Here is a 16,534-nt window from a genome sequence, read left to right on the forward strand (position 1 = left end):
GCAGTTCGCCATGGCAGCAACACCAGTCTGGAGTGTGGACCCCCGCACCGGGAAGCACCGCGAGCAGGTTGCGGTGGAGGCCACACCCCGGGAGGTGGACGAAGCCGTGCGCGCGGCCCACGCCGCCCGCGGCTCGCTGGCCGACGCCGGGAGGCGCGCCGCCTTCCTGCGGGCCGCCGCCGATCTGCTCGACGAGGCGGGCTCCCACGTCATCGAGGCCGCCGACGCCGAGACGGCGCTCGGCCCCGGCCGGCTCACCGGCGAGCTCGCCCGCACCACGGGCCAGTTCCGCGCCTTCGCCGACGCCGTGGACGAGGGCTCCTACCTCGACATCCGGATCGACCACGCCGATCCCACCACCACCCCGCCCCGCCCCGAACTGCGCCGCTACAAGGTGCCGCTGGGCGTGGTCGCGGTCTACGCCGCCTCCAACTTCCCCCTCGCCTTCTCCGTGCCCGGCGGCGACACCGCCAGCGCGTTGGCCGCGGGCTGCCCGGTCGTGGTCAAGGCGCACCCCGACCACCCGGCCACCTCCGAGCTGTGCGCCTCGCTGCTGCGCCGGGCCGCCGTCGCCGCCGGGCTGCCGGCCGAGGTCGTCGCCGTGGTCCACGGGTTCGACGCGGGCCTGGAGCTGATCCGGCACCCGCTGGTCGGCGCCGCCGGGTTCACCGGGTCCATCCGGGGCGGGCGGGCCCTGTTCGACGCCGCCGCGGCGCGGCCCGTACCGATCCCCTTCCACGGGGAACTGGGCTCCCTGAACCCGGTCGTGGTCACCCCGGCGGCCGCCGCCGAGCGCGCCGAGGAGATCGGCGGCGGGCTGGCCGGCTCGGTCACGCTCGGCGTCGGCCAGTTCTGCGTCAAGCCCGGCCTGGTCCTCGTACCCGAGGGCGCGGACGGGGACCGGCTCGCGGGCGCCCTGACCAAAGCGATCGGGGAGACCGAGCCCGGAGTGCTCCTCGACCACCGGATGCGGGCGAACTTCGTCGCCGGGGTCCGCGAACGCGCGGCGCTGCCCGGGGTCGACGCGCCCGTCACCCCCGGCTCCGGCGGCGAGCACACCGTCGGCGCGGGCTATCTCAGCGTGCCCGCGCGGACCCTGCTCGAGGGCGGGCCCTACGAGGTGCTCCTGGAGGAGTGCTTCGGCCCCGTCACCGTGCTGGCCCGGTACGCGGGCCAGGACGAGGCCGCCGCCGTGCTCGGGCGGCTCCCCGGGAACCTCACCGCGACCCTCCAGCTGTCGGCCGCCGAGGCGGACGGCGGCCCGGGTCCGGCGGCGGAGCTGATCTCCCAGGTCACGACGCTGGCGGGCCGGGTCGTGGTCAACGGCTGGCCGACCGGTGTGGCGGTGGCCCCGGCCCAGCACCACGGCGGCCCCTACCCGGCGGCGACCTCCCACTCCACCTCGGTCGGCGGCACCGCGATCGAGCGCTGGCTGCGCCCGGTGGCCTACCAGTCGGTCCCGGACGCCCTGCTCCCGGCGGAACTCCGCGAGGCCAACCCCCTGAACCTCCCGCGACGGGTCACGGGAGGCTAGGTCGGCCATCGGGGGCCGCGGCGGGGTCAGGCGCTCAGGACCCGGGCCTTCTCCGCCGCGAACTCCTCGTCGGTGAGCAGGCCCTGGGCCTTCAGTTCGGCCAGCGCCGTGAGCTGGCCGACCCGGTCGACCGCGGGAGCCGCGGCGGCCGGCGGCTGGGCCTGCTGCGCCTGCTGCCAGGCCTGCTGCTGCGCGGCCGCCTGGGCCGCCGCCTGGTTGACGAGGGCCTGCTGCTCGGCGTCCGCCGCCGCCTGCTGCTGCGCGCTGCGCTCGGCCTGGCCCCGCTGCATCCTGCCGGAGACCGCGGTGGCCGTACCCGCCACGACCGCGGTGCGGGCCATCGCGCCCAGCAGACCCGGGCGCCCCATGCGTCGACGCATGACTCTCCTCCCTACTTCTCGGTCAGTGCGGCGACGGCCCGTTCGACGCCGTCCCGTGGAATGCGTTCCATGAAGAGCACCTGCCCGTTGGATTCCCGTACCGCCGAGGCCAGGCGCGTGGCCCAGGCGTTCTCCCACACCACCACGAGCGCGGAGGACTCCGGGGCGAGGCCCTGCGCCACGGTCTCCAGGTCCTCGTCGCTCAGCAGGTCGAACTCCTCGCCGAGGACCCGCTCGAACTGATCGGCCACCTCGGAGTCGGCGAGCTCCACCACGGACACCGCGCCGTCCCGCTCCTTGCGGACGAAGGTGAGGTCGAGGATGCGCACCACTCCGCTCTCCTGGAGCTCGCGCAGGGCCGGGGCGACATCGCCGTTGAACCGGTTGCCGTCGAAGCTGACCACGGCGACGTCCACCGGGCCGATCGATTCGGCCGTGAGTGCTGCACCAGCAGGCATGACAAACCTCTTCCATAGCGCATGAAATCGCCGCAAAAGGGATCTTACTCGGCGGAGCTGACACCGCATCGCGAGGCGGGTCGAGGAATTGCGTTGCAGGCCGCCGCCCGGGGACGGCACCCTCGGCCCATGCCGAAACCTCACGGATTCTCGTACGAACAGCGGGGCGACCAGAGCGTCGTCATCACCCACCAGGGCCGGTCCGCGGCCACCCTCCGGGGCGGTCGGGCCGCCGCGTTCCTGGCCGAGGTCGAAGCCGGTGACGCCCAGCTCGTCATGGCGCGCTGGACCGGCTCCTACAAGTTCGGCAACGAGCGGACCGCCAGGAACCACCCCCGCAACCGGGGCCGCGCCTGAGGCGCGGGCGCGAGAGCGGGGCCGGAGTGGAGCGAGAGTGGGGCCGGAGTGTGGCGGGAGTGAAGAACCGGGAAACCGGGTGAAAGTAAGGGAACGGCAAAGCCACCTCGGTCGTTCTCCCGGCATGACCGCTATGACCCCTGGTTCCAACCTGCCGCTCAATGCCGTCCGCGTGACGGTCGACGTGGCTGCCCCGGTGCGGCTCGACGTGTCCGCGCTGCTCCTCGGCGCCGACGGCAAGGTGCGTTCCGACGCCGATTTCATCTTCTTCAACCAGCCGTCCGGCCCCGGCGTCACCTACCGCTCGGGCGGCGGCACGGCACCGGACTCGATCACCGTGGACACCGCCGCGGTCCCGCCCGGCATCGAGCGGATCGTCATCACCGCCAGCCCGGACGCCGCGGGCCAGTCCTTCCAGGGCATCGAGCCCACCGCCACCGTCCGGGACGCCGGCAGCGGAGCGGTGATCTCCTCCTTCACCCCGCCGCAGCTCGGCACGGAGACCGCCCTGGTGGTCGTCGAGGTCTACCAGCGCGGCGGCGTGTGGAAGGTGCGCGCGGTCGGCCAGGGGTACGCGAACGGCCTCGCCGGCATCGCGACCGACTTCGGCGTCTCGGTGGAGGAGGAGCCGGCTCCGGCGGCAGCCGCCCCGGCCCCCGTCGCCCCGCCCGTACCGCCCGCGCCCCCGGCTCCCCCGGCGGCGCCGCCCACGTACGCGGCCTCGCCCTGGCTCACCAGCGGCGCACCCGGGGCGACCCCGGCACCCGCGCCCGTCGCCCCCGCACCGGTCGCCCCGGCTCCGGTCGCCGCTGCCGCCGCCGCACCCGGCGCCGGGAAGATCAACCTCGACAAGGGCCGGGTCAGCCTCCAGAAGAACCAGACCGTGTCCCTGGTCAAGGGCGGCCGCCCGCTGCTCTCCCAGGTCAAGATGGGCCTCGGCTGGGAGCCCGCGTTCCGCGGCCGGGACATCGACCTCGACGCCTCGGTCATCGCGTACGGCCCGCAGCGCAACCACATCGACAGCTGCTACTTCGGCAAGCTGTCCATCCTCGGCGGATCGGTCAAGCACTCGGGCGACAACCTCACCGGCGAGGGCGCGGGCGACGACGAGGTGATCGTCGTGGACCTCGGCCGGCTGCCCGCGGATGCGACGGGCCTCGTCTTCACGGTCAACTCCTTCTCCGGCCAGAAGTTCACCGAGGTGGCCAAGGCCTACTGCCGCCTCATCGACGCCGCGACCAACGAGGAGCTGGTCCGCTTCGACCTCACGAGCGCCGAGCCGCAGACCGGCGTGATGATGGCCAAGCTGATCAAGCAGTTTTCCGGCGAATGGGAGATGACGGCCATGGGCGAGTTTGTGAAGTCGCGCACAGTGCGGGGCATGGTCAAACCGGCCGCACAGGCACTCTGAGCAGGTGGGCGGGCACATGGAGCGACGGACACCCTCCCCGGGTGATCTGTTCCACCCTTAATACGGAGGTGGCTGTCAGTGCCCGCCCGTAGCCTTGGAACCATGCACCAGACACTCCAGCCCGCGGGCCCCGCGCGCCCGTCCGCCGCCGAGGCGAACGAGGCGATCCGGCAGCTCGTCGAGAGCCGGGTGGACGGCGAGTGGCCCTCCGAGGCGTACGAGTTCCTCCTCGAGGAGTGGGCCGCGGCCAGCCGCGCCGAAGCTCAGTAAACGAACAGACGAACAGACGAACAGATGAGGCAAAGAGAAGAGCCGCCGGGCCCGAAGGCCGGCGGCTCTTCTCATGTCCGCGGCCGGCGGGTCAGCGCCTGCGCCGCCACGGTCCCGTGACGGCCAGCATGATGCCCGGGTCCTGGATGTTGGCGAACAGCGTCCGCCCGTCCGGCGAGAAGCAGACGCCCGTGAACTCCGAGTACTCCGGCTCCTCGGCCGTCCCCATGTTCATCTCGTTGCGGGCCAGCGGGTAGGTGCGCCCCGACTCGGTCGCGCCGAACAGGTGCTGCAGCCCCGAGCCGTCCTCGGCGATGATCAGACCGCCGTACGGGGAGACCGTGATGTTGTCCGGGCCGTCGTACCCGCCTTCCACCGACGGATCGGCGTTCACCCCGAGCAGGACCTGCAGCCGCACCGTGCGGCGCTTGGGGTCGTAGAACCACACCTGGCCGTCGTGGGCCGCGCCCGGGCTCTCCTCACGGGCGTAGGAGGAGACGAAGTACGCGCCGCCGTCGGCCCACCACATGCCCTCCAGCTTGCGCGCGCGGGTCACGGCCGCCTCGCCGAACTGCTTGCGCACCGCCAGGGTGCGCGCGTCGCGGTCCGGGACCGGCACCCAGTCCACCCCGTAGGTGGTCCCGATCTTCGTCGCCCGCGAGAGGTCGTCGACGAACCGCCCCGCGCTGTCGAAGCACTTGGCGGCCGCCAGCACACCGGCGTCGTCGGCGAGGTGACGGAGCTTGCCGCGCCCATGGCGGAAGCCTGCCGGCGGGGTCCAGCGGAAGAGCAGCCCGTTCGGGTTGGAGGCGTCCTCGGTGAGGTAGGCGTGGCCGTGGCGCGGGTCGATGACCACGGCCTCGTGGTCGTAGCGCCCGAACGCCTTGACCGGCTTGGGGGCGAGGTTGGCGCGGCGGTCGTGCGGGTCGACCTCGAAGACGTAGCCGTGGTCCTTGGTCATCCCGTTCTTGCCGGCGAGGTCCGAGTTCTCCTCGCAGGTCAGCCAGGTGTCCCAGGGGGTGGTGCCGCCCGCGCAGTTGGTCGACGTGCCGGAGATGCCCACCCACTCGGCGACCTCGCCGCCGCGGCGGACCTCGACGACCGTGCAGCCGCCGGCCGCGGCCGGGTCGTAGACGAGGCCCTCGGTGAGCGGGACGGGGTGCGTCCAGTTCGTGCGCGGGCCCTTCAGCTCGTGGTTGTTGACGAGGAGGGTGACTCCCCGGTGGCCCTCGAAGGCGGCCGTGGCGTCGTGGTTGGACGGGGTGCTCTCGCCGGAGTCGAGCTTCGTGACGCCGCTGTGGGTGATCACCCGGTACGCGAATCCGGCGGGGAGGGCCAGGATGCCGGCCGGGTCGGGCACGAGCGGGCCGTAGCCGGGGCCGTGGCCGTGGCCGCCCTGGCCTTCGCGGTCTGCGTCCTGCAGTGCGCCGTCGTCCGCGGCGAGGGCCCCGGGGGCGGTGGCGAGTGCGCCGACCGTCCCGGTGAGGGCGACTCCCGCGCCCGCGAGTGCGGTGCGGGTGGTGAAGTCTCTGCGGCTGAGCGGCATCGGGTCTCCAGGGGTGGGGAGGTGGTGCGCCTGTCGTGCGGTCGTCGGCGCACACGCTCCCGCCCGCACGTGAACGCCGACTGAACTACCCGGAAAAACGAATCGACCCCTTGTCCGGTGACCGCGTTGGCCGAGTCCCGTTCGGGAACGGCTGGTTGTCCATGCCTCATACGCCCCGGGAACGCGCCTTGAACGCGGCCTTCCGGGCCTCCTTGGCGGCCTTCTTGTCGGGGTGCAGGCGCCCCATCGCCTCCAGCACGTGGGCCGTCGCCGGGTGCTCCACCCGCCAGGCCTGCTCGAAGAACCCGGCGTGATGGGCGGTCAGCGATTCGATCAGGAGCGGAAGCTCCGCCTCGGCGTCCTCCCCGCCCCCGGCTCCCCCGCCGCTCCCGCCGCCCGTGGCGAGCTGCGCCGCGATCGTGTCGACCGTCAGCCAGAACACCATCTCCTCGTCCGGCGCCGGTACGTCGGCCACCCCGCGCTCGGCCAGCCAGACCCGGGCGAGCCCGCCGAGCTCCGCGTCGTCCAGTACCGCGCGGACGGCCGGTTCGGCCTCCGCTCCGGCCGGCGCGAGGGCCTGCTGGCAGCGCAGCCGGCGCAGCGGACCGCCCGTGTCGGAGCCGCGCGCCGCTGCGAGCAGTTCCGCGGCGGCCTCGGGTACGGGGCGGCCGGCCAGCCACTGTTCGATCTCGGCCTGGGCGGCGGCCTCGGAGTAGCGGGAGATCACGTCGAGCAGTACGTCCGCGCCCTTGCCGGCCAGTTCTCCGACGGCCGGCGCCTCCACGCCCGCCTCCAGCATGCGCGCCCGGATCCCGTACAGCCCGAGCGGGGTCAGGCGTACCAGCCCGTACCGGGAGACGTCCTCCTCGTCGGGAGCGGAGCCGGAGCCGGGGCCCGCCCCTGCGCCCGCTCCCGCGCTCGCGAGGAACTCCTCGTCCTCGGCCTCCGCCATCAGCTCCTCGTCGACGGGTCGGAACTCGACCAGCCCGATCGGCTCCAGCTGCCGGAACTGGTCGTCGAGGCGCATCATCGCGTCCGAGACCTGCTCCAGTACGGCGTCGGTGGGTTCGCCCATGCCGTCCGGCACCACCATCGAGGCGGCGAGCACCGGAAGGGGGACCGGGCCGTCGGCCGTGCCGCCTTCGGCGACGGCGAGCAGGTAGAGGTTGGCGAGAACCCCGTCGAGGAAGTCGGCCTCGCGGCGCGGGTTCCAGTCGAGCTGGTCGAAGTCGATCTCGCCACCCGCGTCGAGGGCGTCGACGAGGTCGTCCAGGGCGGGCACCGCCGCGTCCGCGAGGACGGTGTCCAGGGCGGCCAGCCACAGGTCGAGCACGTCACCGGGGGCTCCGCCGGTCACCAGTGCCAGGTCCTCGCCGGGCTCGGCGGTGCCGAAATCCCCCTCCCCCTCGGCCGCCCCGCCGGCGTCGGAGCCGTCCTCCTCCGGTTCGGTGACGTCGACGAGGCCGGTGTCGACGGCCACCCGCCAGGCCTGGCTCGCGTGGGCGGCGGAGTCCTCGTCGGCGGGGTCGAGGCCCAGCAGGGCCACGGCCTCGGGCAGTTGCCCGGGGACGAGCTCGCCGCCGGTGTCCACGCGGGTGTCCGGTCCGGCCCAGCGGGCGAGGCGCACGGCGCGGGCGAACAGCGGGGCGGCCAGGGCGTCGCGGGCCAGTTCCGCGTCGGGGAGCAGCCGTACCGGCGGCAGCGTGGGGTGCGAGTCTGCGGACATGGGGCGGTTCTCCTCGCGGGCACGGGGCGTTCGGGCACGGGGCGTTCGGGTACGGATCGTTCGCATACGGGTGGTTCGCGTACGGGGCATTCGGTGCGGATCGTTCGGGTACCTGTGGTTCGGGTACAGGCCTATGGCGCCCCAGAGTAGACGCATTTCGGGCGCTCCCGGCGGCCTCTCCCCTTTGGTTCATCCCACAGTCAACCTCCGTATTCCCTGTAGGGCTTGACAACTTTGCCGGCCACGAAGGAAATTGACGCGCGTAGATATCTGCTTCCTCCTCCACACACCGGAGTTCCCGCCCATGCGCTCCTCGCATCCCCGTTCCGCCGCCGTCGCGGCCCTCGTCGCCACCGCGCTGGCCACCGGCCTGCTCGCGGGCACCGCCGACGCGGCCGAAGGCGCCGCGTCCGCCGATCCGATACGCATCCACGACATCCAGGGCACCACCCGGATATCCCCGCTGGCCGGCAAGCAGGTCGCCGATGTCGCGGGCGTCGTCACGGGCGTTCGTACGTACGGTTCGCGCGGCTTCTGGATCCAGGACCCGGACACGGACGACGACGACGCCACCAGCGAGGGCGTGTTCGTCTTCACCAGCTCGGTCCCGACCGTCGCGGTCGGCGACGCCGTCACGGTCTCCGGCCTGGTCGGCGAGTACATCCCCGGCGGCGTCGCCTCCGGCAACCAGTCGGTCACCCAGATCTCCAAGCCCGTCGTGACCGTGGTCTCCTCCGGCAACGCGCTGCCCGCGGCCACCGCCGTCAACGAGTACTCCGTCCCCTGCGCGTACGCCCCGGAGGGCGACCCGGCCGCAGCCGGCAGCATCAACGGCCTGACCCTGGAGCCCTCGCGCTACGCCCTGGACTACTACGAGTCCCTCGAGGGCATGAACATCGCGATCGGCAACTCGCGCGTGGTCGGCGCCACCGACCCGTACGCCGAGCTGTGGGTCACGGTGAAGGGCTGGGAGAACAACGCCAAGCGCGGTGGCACGGTCTACGGTTCGTACGACTCCCAGAACACCGGCCGCCTCCAGATCCAGCAGCTCGCGCCCCTCGCGCAGCAGCCGTTCCCGGTGGCCAACGTCGGCGACAAGCTGACCGGCCCCACCGAAGGCCCGCTGGACTTCAACCAGTTCGGCGGCTACACCCTGGTGGCCCGCACCCTCGGCACGGTCAAGCCGGGCACCCTCGCCCCGGAGAAGACCAAGGCGCAGGCCTCGAACGAGCTCGCGGTGGCCACGTACAACGTGGAGAACCTCGACCCGTCCGACCCGCAGGAGAAGTTCGACAACCTGGCGAAGGCCGTCGTCGAGAACCTCGCCTCCCCCGACATCCTCGCCCTGGAGGAGATCCAGGACGACAACGGCGCCAAGAACGACGGCACGGTCTCGGCCGAGGCCACGCTGACGAAGTTCACCACGGCCATCACGGCCGCGGGCGGCCCGGCCTACCAGTGGCGAACCATCAACCCGGAGGACAAGAAGGACGGCGGCGAGCCCGGCGGCAACATCCGCCAGGTGTTCCTCTTCAACCCGGCGCGGGTCTCCTTCACCGAGCGCGCCCCGGGCGACGCCGTGACGGCGACCGGCGTGGTCAAGGAGAACGGCAAGGCCGCCCTGACCCATTCCCCGGGCCGGATCGACCCGGCCAACCCGGCGTGGGTGGACAGCCGCAAGCCGCTGGCCGGAGAGTTCGTCTTCCGCGGCAAGACGGTCTTCGTGATCGCCAACCACTTCGGGTCGAAGGGCGGCGACGAGGGCCTGACCTCCTCGCACCAGCCTCCGGTGCGCTCCTCCGAGGCCAAGCGGCTGCTCCAGGCGCAGGCCGTGAACGGCTTCGTGAAGGACATCCTGGCGGTGGAGAAGAAGGCCGCGGTCCTCGTGGTCGGCGACATCAACGACTTCGAGTTCTCGGACACCACGAAGGCGCTGGAAGACGGCGGGGCGCTGTACGCGGCGATCAAGTCGCTGCCGAGGCCGGAGCGCTACTCGTACGTCTACCAGGGCAACGCGCAGGTCCTCGACCAGATCCTGACGAGCCCGGGCATCAAGCAGTTCAGCTACGACAGCGTGCACATCAACGCCGAGTTCTCGAACCAGAACAGCGACCACGACCCGCAGGTCGTGCGCTTCCGCCCGTAGCGGCGGCGCCGAAGGGGCCGGGCCGCACCGCCGCCCGGCCCCTTTGGCATGATCCCGGCATGATCTTCCGTACCGCGACCCGTCAGGACCTGCCCGCCGTACTCGCCCTGCTGGCTCAGGACGAGAACCCGGATGCGGCCGCGGCCGGCACCGGGGATCCGACCCCCGAGCCGGTCTCCGAGCCGATCTCCGAGCCGGTCTCCGAGGCCCACGAGCGGGCCTTCGCGGCGATCGAGGCGGACCCGCGCAACGAAATGCTGGTCCTGGAGGAGGACGGGCACCTCGTCGGCTGCCTGCAGCTGACGTACATCCCGGGTCTGGGCCGGGGCGGGCGGGAGCGGGCCCTCGTGGAGGCCGTACGGATCCGCGCGGACCGGCGGGGCGGGGGGCTCGGGGCCCGCCTGATGGAGCTGGCGGCGGACCGGGCCCGCGAGCGCGGCTGCGGCCTGATGCAGCTCACCAGCAACAAGCGGCGCACCGCCGCGCACCGCTTCTACGAGCGGCTGGGCTACGCCCGGAGCCACGAGGGCTTCAAGCTGCCGCTGCGCTAGTCGGGACGGTCGGGAGCCGAGGAAGGGACCTTTGGCCCTGGCGTGACGCTCAGCACATCCCTACCCATTCGGGCGGTTCTGGTGTTGAGTGTCCCCACGCCCGATCTTGTACCGCTCCAGCACTCCTTTGGAGGACCGCGTGTTCCCCTCCATCTCCCTCGCTCAGGAAATCGGCATCGCCGTCCTGCTCGTGGCCGCCGCCGTCTGGCTGATCGGCCTCGGCCACATGCTGTGGGACAGCCGTTTCCACCACCCGGAACCAGGCGCCTTCGAAGGCCTCGCGGTCATCCCGGCCCAGCGCGGCAGGTCCGTCCACCCGATGGAGTCGGTGGAACTGACCGAGGCGGAGCAGCAGGCCTTCGCCGGCCTGGTCCGCACGATCCCCCTGCACTGACGCCGCCGCCGGCCGGATCCCCGGCCCGCGCGGAACCCGCGTGCGCGAAGTCCCTCCCCCGCTCGGGGCGGGAGGGCTCTCACCACGCACAACGCCCTCCCAACCCCGTCGGGGTGGGAGGGCGTTCGCGTGACCGGACCGGGGTCGGTCAGTTGTGGCTGTGGAGGACCTCGTTCAGGCCGCCCCAGGCCGCCTTGTACGGGCGGGCCTCAACGGCGCCGGAGACCGAGTTGCGGCGGAAGAGGATGTTGTTGGCGCCCGAGAGCTCCAGGGCCTTGACGACCTGGCCGTCCGGCAGGGTGACGCGGGTGCCCGCGGTCACGTACAGGCCCGCCTCGACGACGCACTCGTCGCCCAGCGCGATGCCGACGCCCGCCTCGGCGCCGATCAGGGTGCGCTCGCCGATCGAGATGATCTGCTTGCCGCCGCCCGACAGGGTGCCCATGGTGGACGCGCCGCCGCCGATGTCGGAGCCGTCGCCGACCACGACGCCCGCGGAGATCCGGCCCTCGACCATGGAGGTGCCCAGGGTGCCGGCGTTGAAGTTGACGAAGCCCTCGTGCATGACGGTGGTGCCCTCGGCGAGGTGCGCGCCGAGGCGGACCCGGTCGGCGTCGGCGATGCGCACGCCCTTGGGGACGACGTAGTCCGTCATCCGCGGGAACTTGTCGATCGAGGTGACCTGGAGGTGCAGGCCCTCGGCGCGCGCGTTCAGGCGGACCGTCTCGACCTGGTCGATCGCGACCGGGCCCAGCGAGGTCCAGGCGACGTTGGCCAGCAGGCCGAAGACGCCGTCCAGGTTCTGGCCGTGCGGCTTGACCAGGCGGTGGCTGAGCAGGTGCAGGCGCAGGTACGCGTCGTGCGCGTCCAGCGGCTTGTCCTCCAGGGAGGCGATCACGGTGCGGACGGCTACGACCTCGACGCCGCGGACCGCGTCCTGGCGGATCGCCTTGGGCGCGGTGGCGCCCAGCAGCTCCACGGCCTGTTCGGCGGTGAGGCGCTCGGTGCCGGCCGGGCCGGGCTCGGCGACCAGCTGGGGGGCGGGGAACCAGGTGTCGAGGACGGTGCCGTCGGCGGTGATGGTGGCAAGTCCGGCGGCGACGGCGCCGGTGGTACGCGTAGCAGTCATGCCCGAAACCTAACCGGCGACGGCCCGCGGTCGCGAACCGGTCTCATGTGCCGGGCGCACGCGTCGCCGGGCCCCGCGCGAACCCATGACCAGGACGGTCCCGCCGGCGGCTGCGCCGAGGACCGCGCACAGCGGCCACAGCAGGCCCGGCGCGGCGTCGTACAGGGCTCCGCCGAGGGGCGCGGCGAGGACCACACCGCTGACGGAGACGCCCGCGTAGAGGCTCTGGAACCGGCCGATGGCGTGCTCGGGCGACTCGTCCGCGACGTACGCCGTGGCGGTGGTCTTGTAGAGGATCTCGCCGAGGGTGAGCAGCACCATCATCGTGACGGCGGTGAGGACGCCCACTCCGAGCGCCAGCATCGCGTAGCCGCCGCCCACCAGCACGAGCCCGGTGCCGATGATGTGCAGCGGGGAGCGCTTGCGCAGGGCGAGGGCGGCGGGGATCTCCAGGAGCATGATCACACCGCCGTTGACCGCGATGAGCAGTCCGTAGGCGCGGGTGTCCAGACCGTGGTCGGCCAGCACGACCGGAAAGGTCGTGTAGTGCTGCCGGTAGACGGTGTCGATGACCAGGATCGCGCCGAGCAGGACGAGTACGGCCGGCCGCGCGCGCAGCTCGCGCCACAGGCCCCCGCGGCCCAGACCCCCGTCCGGGGCCGCGGGGGGTGCGGTGGCTGCCCTGGCCGGGACGACCCGGGCGGTCCAGAGGGCGAAGAAGAGGGTGCCGAGGCCGTCCGCGACGAAGAGCCAGTCGTACGAGAGCCCGGTCGCGATGAGGGCCCCGACGGGTGAGCCCACCGCGAAGCCGGCGTTGGACATGAAGCGGGTGAGCGCGAAGGCCTGGCGCCGGGAGCCTTCCGGCACGGTGACCGCGACCAGCGCGGAGTTGGCGGCGCGGATCACCCCCGAGGCGTACTGCGCGAGCGGCAGGACGAGGGCCAGCAGGCCGGTGGAGACCGCCGGCAGGACGACCAGGGCGATTCCGCCGAGCGCGGAGGCGGTGAGCAGCACCCGGCGGTGGCCGAAGCGGTCGCCGTACCAGCCGCCGGTGAAGTTCCCGGCGACCAGTCCGACGCCGCCGATGCCGACGATCAGACCGGCCTGGGCGGCGCCGAGGCCGCGCGGGCCGGTCAGGTAGAGGAAGACGAAGACGAAGGTGAAGCTGACGACGGCGTTGACGAGGATCCCCGCAGCCAGCAGCCACACGACCCTCGGTACGTCCTTGAATCCCTGCAGCACACTCTTTCTCCCCGCACCCTCAGTGAGTTCCCTTTGGGAACTCACCATGTCAGCATGGCAGCCTCGGGTCAACGGACAAAGGAGTGCCCATGGCCCAGCGCACGCACCTCGACGACGCGGACTGCTCCATCGCCCAGGCCCTCGACGTCGTGGGCGACTGGTGGACGCTGCTGATCGTGCGCGACGCCGCACGCGGCGTGCACCGCTTCGACGAGTTCCAGCGCGAACTGGGCATGTCCCGCAAGGTCCTGACGGAACGGCTGAAGCTGCTCGTCGAAGCGGGCGTACTGACCCGCGAGCCGTACCAGGACCGCCCGGTGCGCCACGCGTACCGGCTGACCCCGCGCGGACGCGGGCTGCTGCCGGTGCTGGTCGCCCTCCAGGACTGGGGGGACACCTGGATTCTGGGGGAGGGAGAAATGACGGCGACGACGGACGAGACCTCGCGCGAGGCCGTACGGGTCCACGCGCTGCGCGGCACCCGGCTGCCGGAGCTGACGCTGCCGGACCGTTTCGGCGAGCTCCGCGACCCGGTGGCGGACACCCCGTTCACCGTCCTGTACTGCTTCCCGGGCGCGTTCGCCCGGTCCGAGTCCTACCCGCCGGGGTGGGCCGCGATCCCCGGGGCGCGGGGGTGCACCCTCGAATCGTGCACCTACCGGGACCAGCTCGGGGAGTTCACGGCGGCGGGCGCGACGGTGCACGGGGTGTCGACCCAGAGGCCGGACGAGCAGCAAGAGTTCGCGGAGGCCGAGGGGCTCCGCTTCCCCCTGCTCTCCGACGCGGGACTCGGGCTCGTGACGGCGCTGCGGCTGCCGACGTTCCGGGCGGGCGGCATCAGCCGGCTGAAGCGCCTGACGCTGGTCGTGGACCGAGACCGGACGGTCCGCGAGGTCTTCTACCCGGTCCGGGACATCGAGGCGAGCGTGGCCGCCGCCCTGGCGGCGGTCCGCGGCGCTTAGGGCCTGCCGCCGTCAGGCCCGCAGCACCCGCCGCAGGACCTCGCAGGCGTACGCCCGGTCGTACTCCGCCCCCGTCAGCAGCACCTGCAGGCTGATCCCGTCCATGACCGCCACCAGCGCCCGCGCCGTGGCCGGGTCCGTCCGCGCGGACAGCGCCGCGGAGACGGCCTCGCACCATTCCGCCGCCACGGGACGCAGCGCGGGGCGGCGCAGGGCTGCCAGGTAGAGCTCGTACTCCAGCTCCGCCCGCGCCCGGCCCGCCCCCAGGAACTCGCCCAGCAGGACGGCCAGGGCGCCCGCCAGGTCCGCACCCGGATCGGCCAGCGCCGCGGAGTCCGCCACCGCCCGGGCGAAGCCCTCGTTGGCCTGCCGCAGCGCGGCGACCAGCAGGTCGTCCAGGGTCTTGAAGTGGTACGTGGTCGAGCCGAGCGGCACATCGGCCTCCGCGGCCACGCTGCGGTGGCTGAGCCCGGCGATGCCCCGGGCGCCCACCACCCGGATGGCCGCGGCGATGATCCGGTCCCGCCGGTCCGGGTCGTAGCGGCGCACCGAGCCGGCCATCAGCGGGCGGCGCCCGTGAGCGCGGCGGCGGGCGACAGGAAAGGCATGCGTACGACAGTACACAAGCACGCCCCCGCACACCGCCGGCCGCATCGCGGCGCGGTCCGGCCGGATCCCCGTACAACCGTTCGCCCCGTAAACGGGTCTCCTCTCCGAATGCTGATCATCCATCAGCCTCCCGGAGGGACACCCATGAGGAAACGCAGCCTGGCCGCTCTGTGTACGGTCACGGCGCTCGGAGTCGTGCTGACGATTCCCGCGACCGCCCAGGCGGCCGACCCCCACCCGTCCGGCTTCAGGTCCTGGACCGACCAGACGCGGCTCTACCTGGACTTCGGCACCCAGCAGCCGAAGGACCTCAAGGTGCACCTGCGCAAGACCGGCACGGACACCCCGGTCGCGACGGTCACCTCGTTCGAGTACATGGAGGACGAGGACCCGTGCAGCCCGTCCTGCCAGGACGACCCGGGTTTCTGGGGCATCCAGTCCGCACCGCTGCGGCTGGCGGACCTGGGTCAGTACAGCCTGGACGTCGAGTACGACGACACCCTGGGCGAAACGATCCTGCACAAGAACAAGGCCACCCTCGACTACCGCCTGATCCCCCGGGTCACCGCCTTCGAGGTGGTCGGCAGGCCGCACTTGGAGAACCGGACGGTCACCATCAAGGCCGACGCCGTGGCCCGCGACCCCCGCAACGACACCGACCAGCCACTCGCCAACGGCAAGCTGGTTCTCGACACACCAGGGGCCGCCACCCCGATGGTCACCGATGCCGCAGGGCATCTGGAGACGCCGTTCACCTTCACGGGCACGGAGCAGCTGAACATAGCCCGGCTCATGGTGAAACTCCGGCCGGAGGACAGGGACCGCCTCCCCGAGCACGGGCAGGAGCGGGAGGTGGACATCGCCGGCTTCCCGACCCCGAAGATCACCCTGGACTCCGCCAAGGTGGTCGGACCGGACGGCTCCAAGGCGCCGGTGAGCGGCCGGGTCACCTTCGTGGGCGGCGACGGCACCCCGAAGCCGGTGCCCGTCGGAACCGCCCTGCGCCACGACACCGCGGGGGAGTTCAAGACCGGCGAGAACGGCCGGTTCACCACACAGGTCCTGATCAACGGCACGCGGCCCGGGCGCATCAGTCTGTCCAACTCGGTCTGGATGGCCGCCGGGGCGACGCCCGTGGTCGTGGACCCCTCCACCAGCGCCGGTTTCCACGAGCAGACGACGACCTCCGTCAGCGCCGACAAGAAGGTCACCGTCACCGCGAAGATCGACCGGTACGACATCCCGGCTCCCGTGAAGCTGAAGGTCCTAGCCGAGTTCCGTCCCTACGGCGCCCCCGACTGGACCACCAAGGCGACCGTGGACAGCGGCGCCCCGGCCGGCACCAGCACGGCCCTCGTCACGACGACGCTGCCCTACCCGGGCCCCGGCGACTGGCGGCTGCGGTACGCCGGAGCCGTCCAGATCCCCGCCGGACCCGCCTCGGGGTCCGCCTTCGCGGGCCGAGGGATGACGGCGATCCCGGAATTCAACGCCACCCCGGAGCCGGTCAAGGCAGGCCGGCCGATCACCATTACCGGCAGGCTCACCCAGAAGTGGTACTCCAAGCCGAACTGGACCGGGCACGGCGACCAGCCGGTCCGCATCTACTTCCGCGCGACCGGCACCACCACGTGGAAGCTGACGGGTACCACCACGACGCGTGCCGACGGCACGTTCAAGAGGGCCTTCACGGCCGGCAAGGACGGGACCTGGAAGGCCCGCTACGAACCGGCCACGCCGTACTACTTCAACGCCGCGAGCCGCGAGGACCTCGTCGACGTCCGGTAGCGGACGCCCCTGACCCGACAAGCCCCCGACA

At 72.6% G+C, this 16,534-nt stretch carries 16 protein-coding genes; 9 read left to right on the top strand and 7 right to left on the bottom strand.

Annotated elements, in window-relative coordinates; translation table 11 throughout:
* Positions 1–10: 10 nt before the first annotated feature.
* Positions 11–1,534, top strand: a complete 1,524-nt coding sequence (locus OG247_RS11240) for an aldehyde dehydrogenase (NADP(+)) (RefSeq protein WP_327252102.1) — start codon at positions 11–13, stop codon at positions 1,532–1,534.
* Between the two features lie 26 nt (positions 1,535–1,560).
* Here the strand turns inward: OG247_RS11240 and OG247_RS11245 are convergent, their stop codons facing one another.
* Both OG247_RS11245 and OG247_RS11250 read right to left on the bottom strand, forming a co-directional pair.
* Positions 1,561–1,914: an SHOCT domain-containing protein gene (locus OG247_RS11245; RefSeq protein WP_327252103.1), complete on the bottom strand. Its 354-nt coding sequence runs from the start codon at positions 1,912–1,914 to the stop codon at positions 1,561–1,563.
* A gap of 11 nt (positions 1,915–1,925) precedes the next feature.
* Positions 1,926–2,372: a DUF6325 family protein gene (locus OG247_RS11250; protein ID WP_327252104.1), complete on the bottom strand. Its 447-nt coding sequence runs from the start codon at positions 2,370–2,372 to the stop codon at positions 1,926–1,928.
* A gap of 129 nt (positions 2,373–2,501) precedes the next feature.
* Here OG247_RS11250 and OG247_RS11255 point away from each other — a divergent pair, with 129 nt between their 5' ends.
* From OG247_RS11255 to OG247_RS11265, 3 genes are all read left to right on the top strand, one after another.
* Entirely contained in the window at positions 2,502–2,729 is a 228-nt protein-coding gene (locus tag OG247_RS11255) for a hypothetical protein (protein ID WP_327252105.1), read from the top strand.
* A 133-nt stretch (positions 2,730–2,862) separates the two neighbouring features.
* Entirely contained in the window at positions 2,863–4,140 is a 1,278-nt protein-coding gene (locus OG247_RS11260) for a TerD family protein (protein ID WP_327257424.1), read from the top strand.
* Between the two features lie 102 nt (positions 4,141–4,242).
* A complete protein-coding gene (locus tag OG247_RS11265) occupies positions 4,243–4,410 on the top strand; it encodes a hypothetical protein (protein WP_243338429.1) in 168 nt (55 codons plus the stop codon).
* 91 nt (positions 4,411–4,501) lie between these two features.
* On the opposite strand, the gene OG247_RS11270 is transcribed toward OG247_RS11265, so the two are convergent.
* Both OG247_RS11270 and OG247_RS11275 read right to left on the bottom strand, forming a co-directional pair.
* Positions 4,502–5,956, bottom strand: coding sequence for an alkaline phosphatase PhoX (locus OG247_RS11270; protein ID WP_327252106.1), 1,455 nt, complete (start codon positions 5,954–5,956; stop codon positions 4,502–4,504).
* 166 nt (positions 5,957–6,122) lie between these two features.
* Positions 6,123–7,682: a hypothetical protein gene (locus OG247_RS11275; protein ID WP_327252107.1), complete on the bottom strand. Its 1,560-nt coding sequence runs from the start codon at positions 7,680–7,682 to the stop codon at positions 6,123–6,125.
* Positions 7,683–7,986: 304 nt separating this feature from the next.
* On the opposite strand from OG247_RS11275, the gene OG247_RS11280 reads away from it, so the two are divergent.
* From OG247_RS11280 to OG247_RS11290, 3 genes are all read left to right on the top strand, one after another.
* The gene (locus tag OG247_RS11280; RefSeq protein ID WP_327252108.1) at positions 7,987–9,828 is read left to right on the top strand and encodes an endonuclease/exonuclease/phosphatase family protein; all 1,842 of its coding nucleotides are present in this window, start codon (positions 7,987–7,989) and stop codon (positions 9,826–9,828) included.
* A gap of 59 nt (positions 9,829–9,887) precedes the next feature.
* On the top strand, positions 9,888–10,379 hold the full coding sequence (locus OG247_RS11285) for a GNAT family N-acetyltransferase (protein ID WP_327252109.1): 492 nt from the start codon (positions 9,888–9,890) through the stop codon (positions 10,377–10,379).
* Positions 10,380–10,518: 139 nt separating this feature from the next.
* Complete coding sequence (locus OG247_RS11290) at positions 10,519–10,773, top strand: hypothetical protein (RefSeq protein WP_327252110.1); 255 nt, start codon at positions 10,519–10,521, stop codon at positions 10,771–10,773.
* A 148-nt stretch (positions 10,774–10,921) separates the two neighbouring features.
* On the opposite strand, the gene dapD is transcribed toward OG247_RS11290, so the two are convergent.
* On the bottom strand, positions 10,922–11,902 hold the full coding sequence (gene dapD, locus OG247_RS11295) for a 2,3,4,5-tetrahydropyridine-2,6-dicarboxylate N-succinyltransferase (RefSeq protein ID WP_327252111.1): 981 nt from the start codon (positions 11,900–11,902) through the stop codon (positions 10,922–10,924).
* Positions 11,903–11,911: 9 nt separating this feature from the next.
* A complete protein-coding gene (locus OG247_RS11300; RefSeq protein ID WP_327257425.1) occupies positions 11,912–13,141 on the bottom strand; it encodes an MFS transporter in 1,230 nt (409 codons plus the stop codon).
* A gap of 92 nt (positions 13,142–13,233) precedes the next feature.
* Here OG247_RS11300 and OG247_RS11305 point away from each other — a divergent pair, with 92 nt between their 5' ends.
* Positions 13,234–14,106 carry a winged helix-turn-helix transcriptional regulator gene (locus OG247_RS11305; protein WP_327252112.1) on the top strand — a complete coding sequence of 291 codons (873 nt, stop codon included), beginning with the start codon at positions 13,234–13,236 and terminating at the stop codon, positions 14,104–14,106.
* Positions 14,107–14,118: 12 nt separating this feature from the next.
* On the opposite strand, the gene OG247_RS11310 is transcribed toward OG247_RS11305, so the two are convergent.
* Positions 14,119–14,667 carry a TetR/AcrR family transcriptional regulator gene (locus OG247_RS11310; RefSeq protein ID WP_327252113.1) on the bottom strand — a complete coding sequence of 183 codons (549 nt, stop codon included), beginning with the start codon at positions 14,665–14,667 and terminating at the stop codon, positions 14,119–14,121.
* Positions 14,668–14,859: 192 nt separating this feature from the next.
* On the opposite strand from OG247_RS11310, the gene OG247_RS11315 reads away from it, so the two are divergent.
* On the top strand, positions 14,860–16,503 hold the full coding sequence (locus OG247_RS11315; protein ID WP_327252114.1) for a hypothetical protein: 1,644 nt from the start codon (positions 14,860–14,862) through the stop codon (positions 16,501–16,503).
* Positions 16,504–16,534: the final 31 nt, after the last annotated feature.

Origin of the sequence: Streptomyces sp. NBC_01244, assembly GCF_035987325.1 — a bacterium.
Classification (GTDB): domain Bacteria; phylum Actinomycetota; class Actinomycetes; order Streptomycetales; family Streptomycetaceae; genus Streptomyces.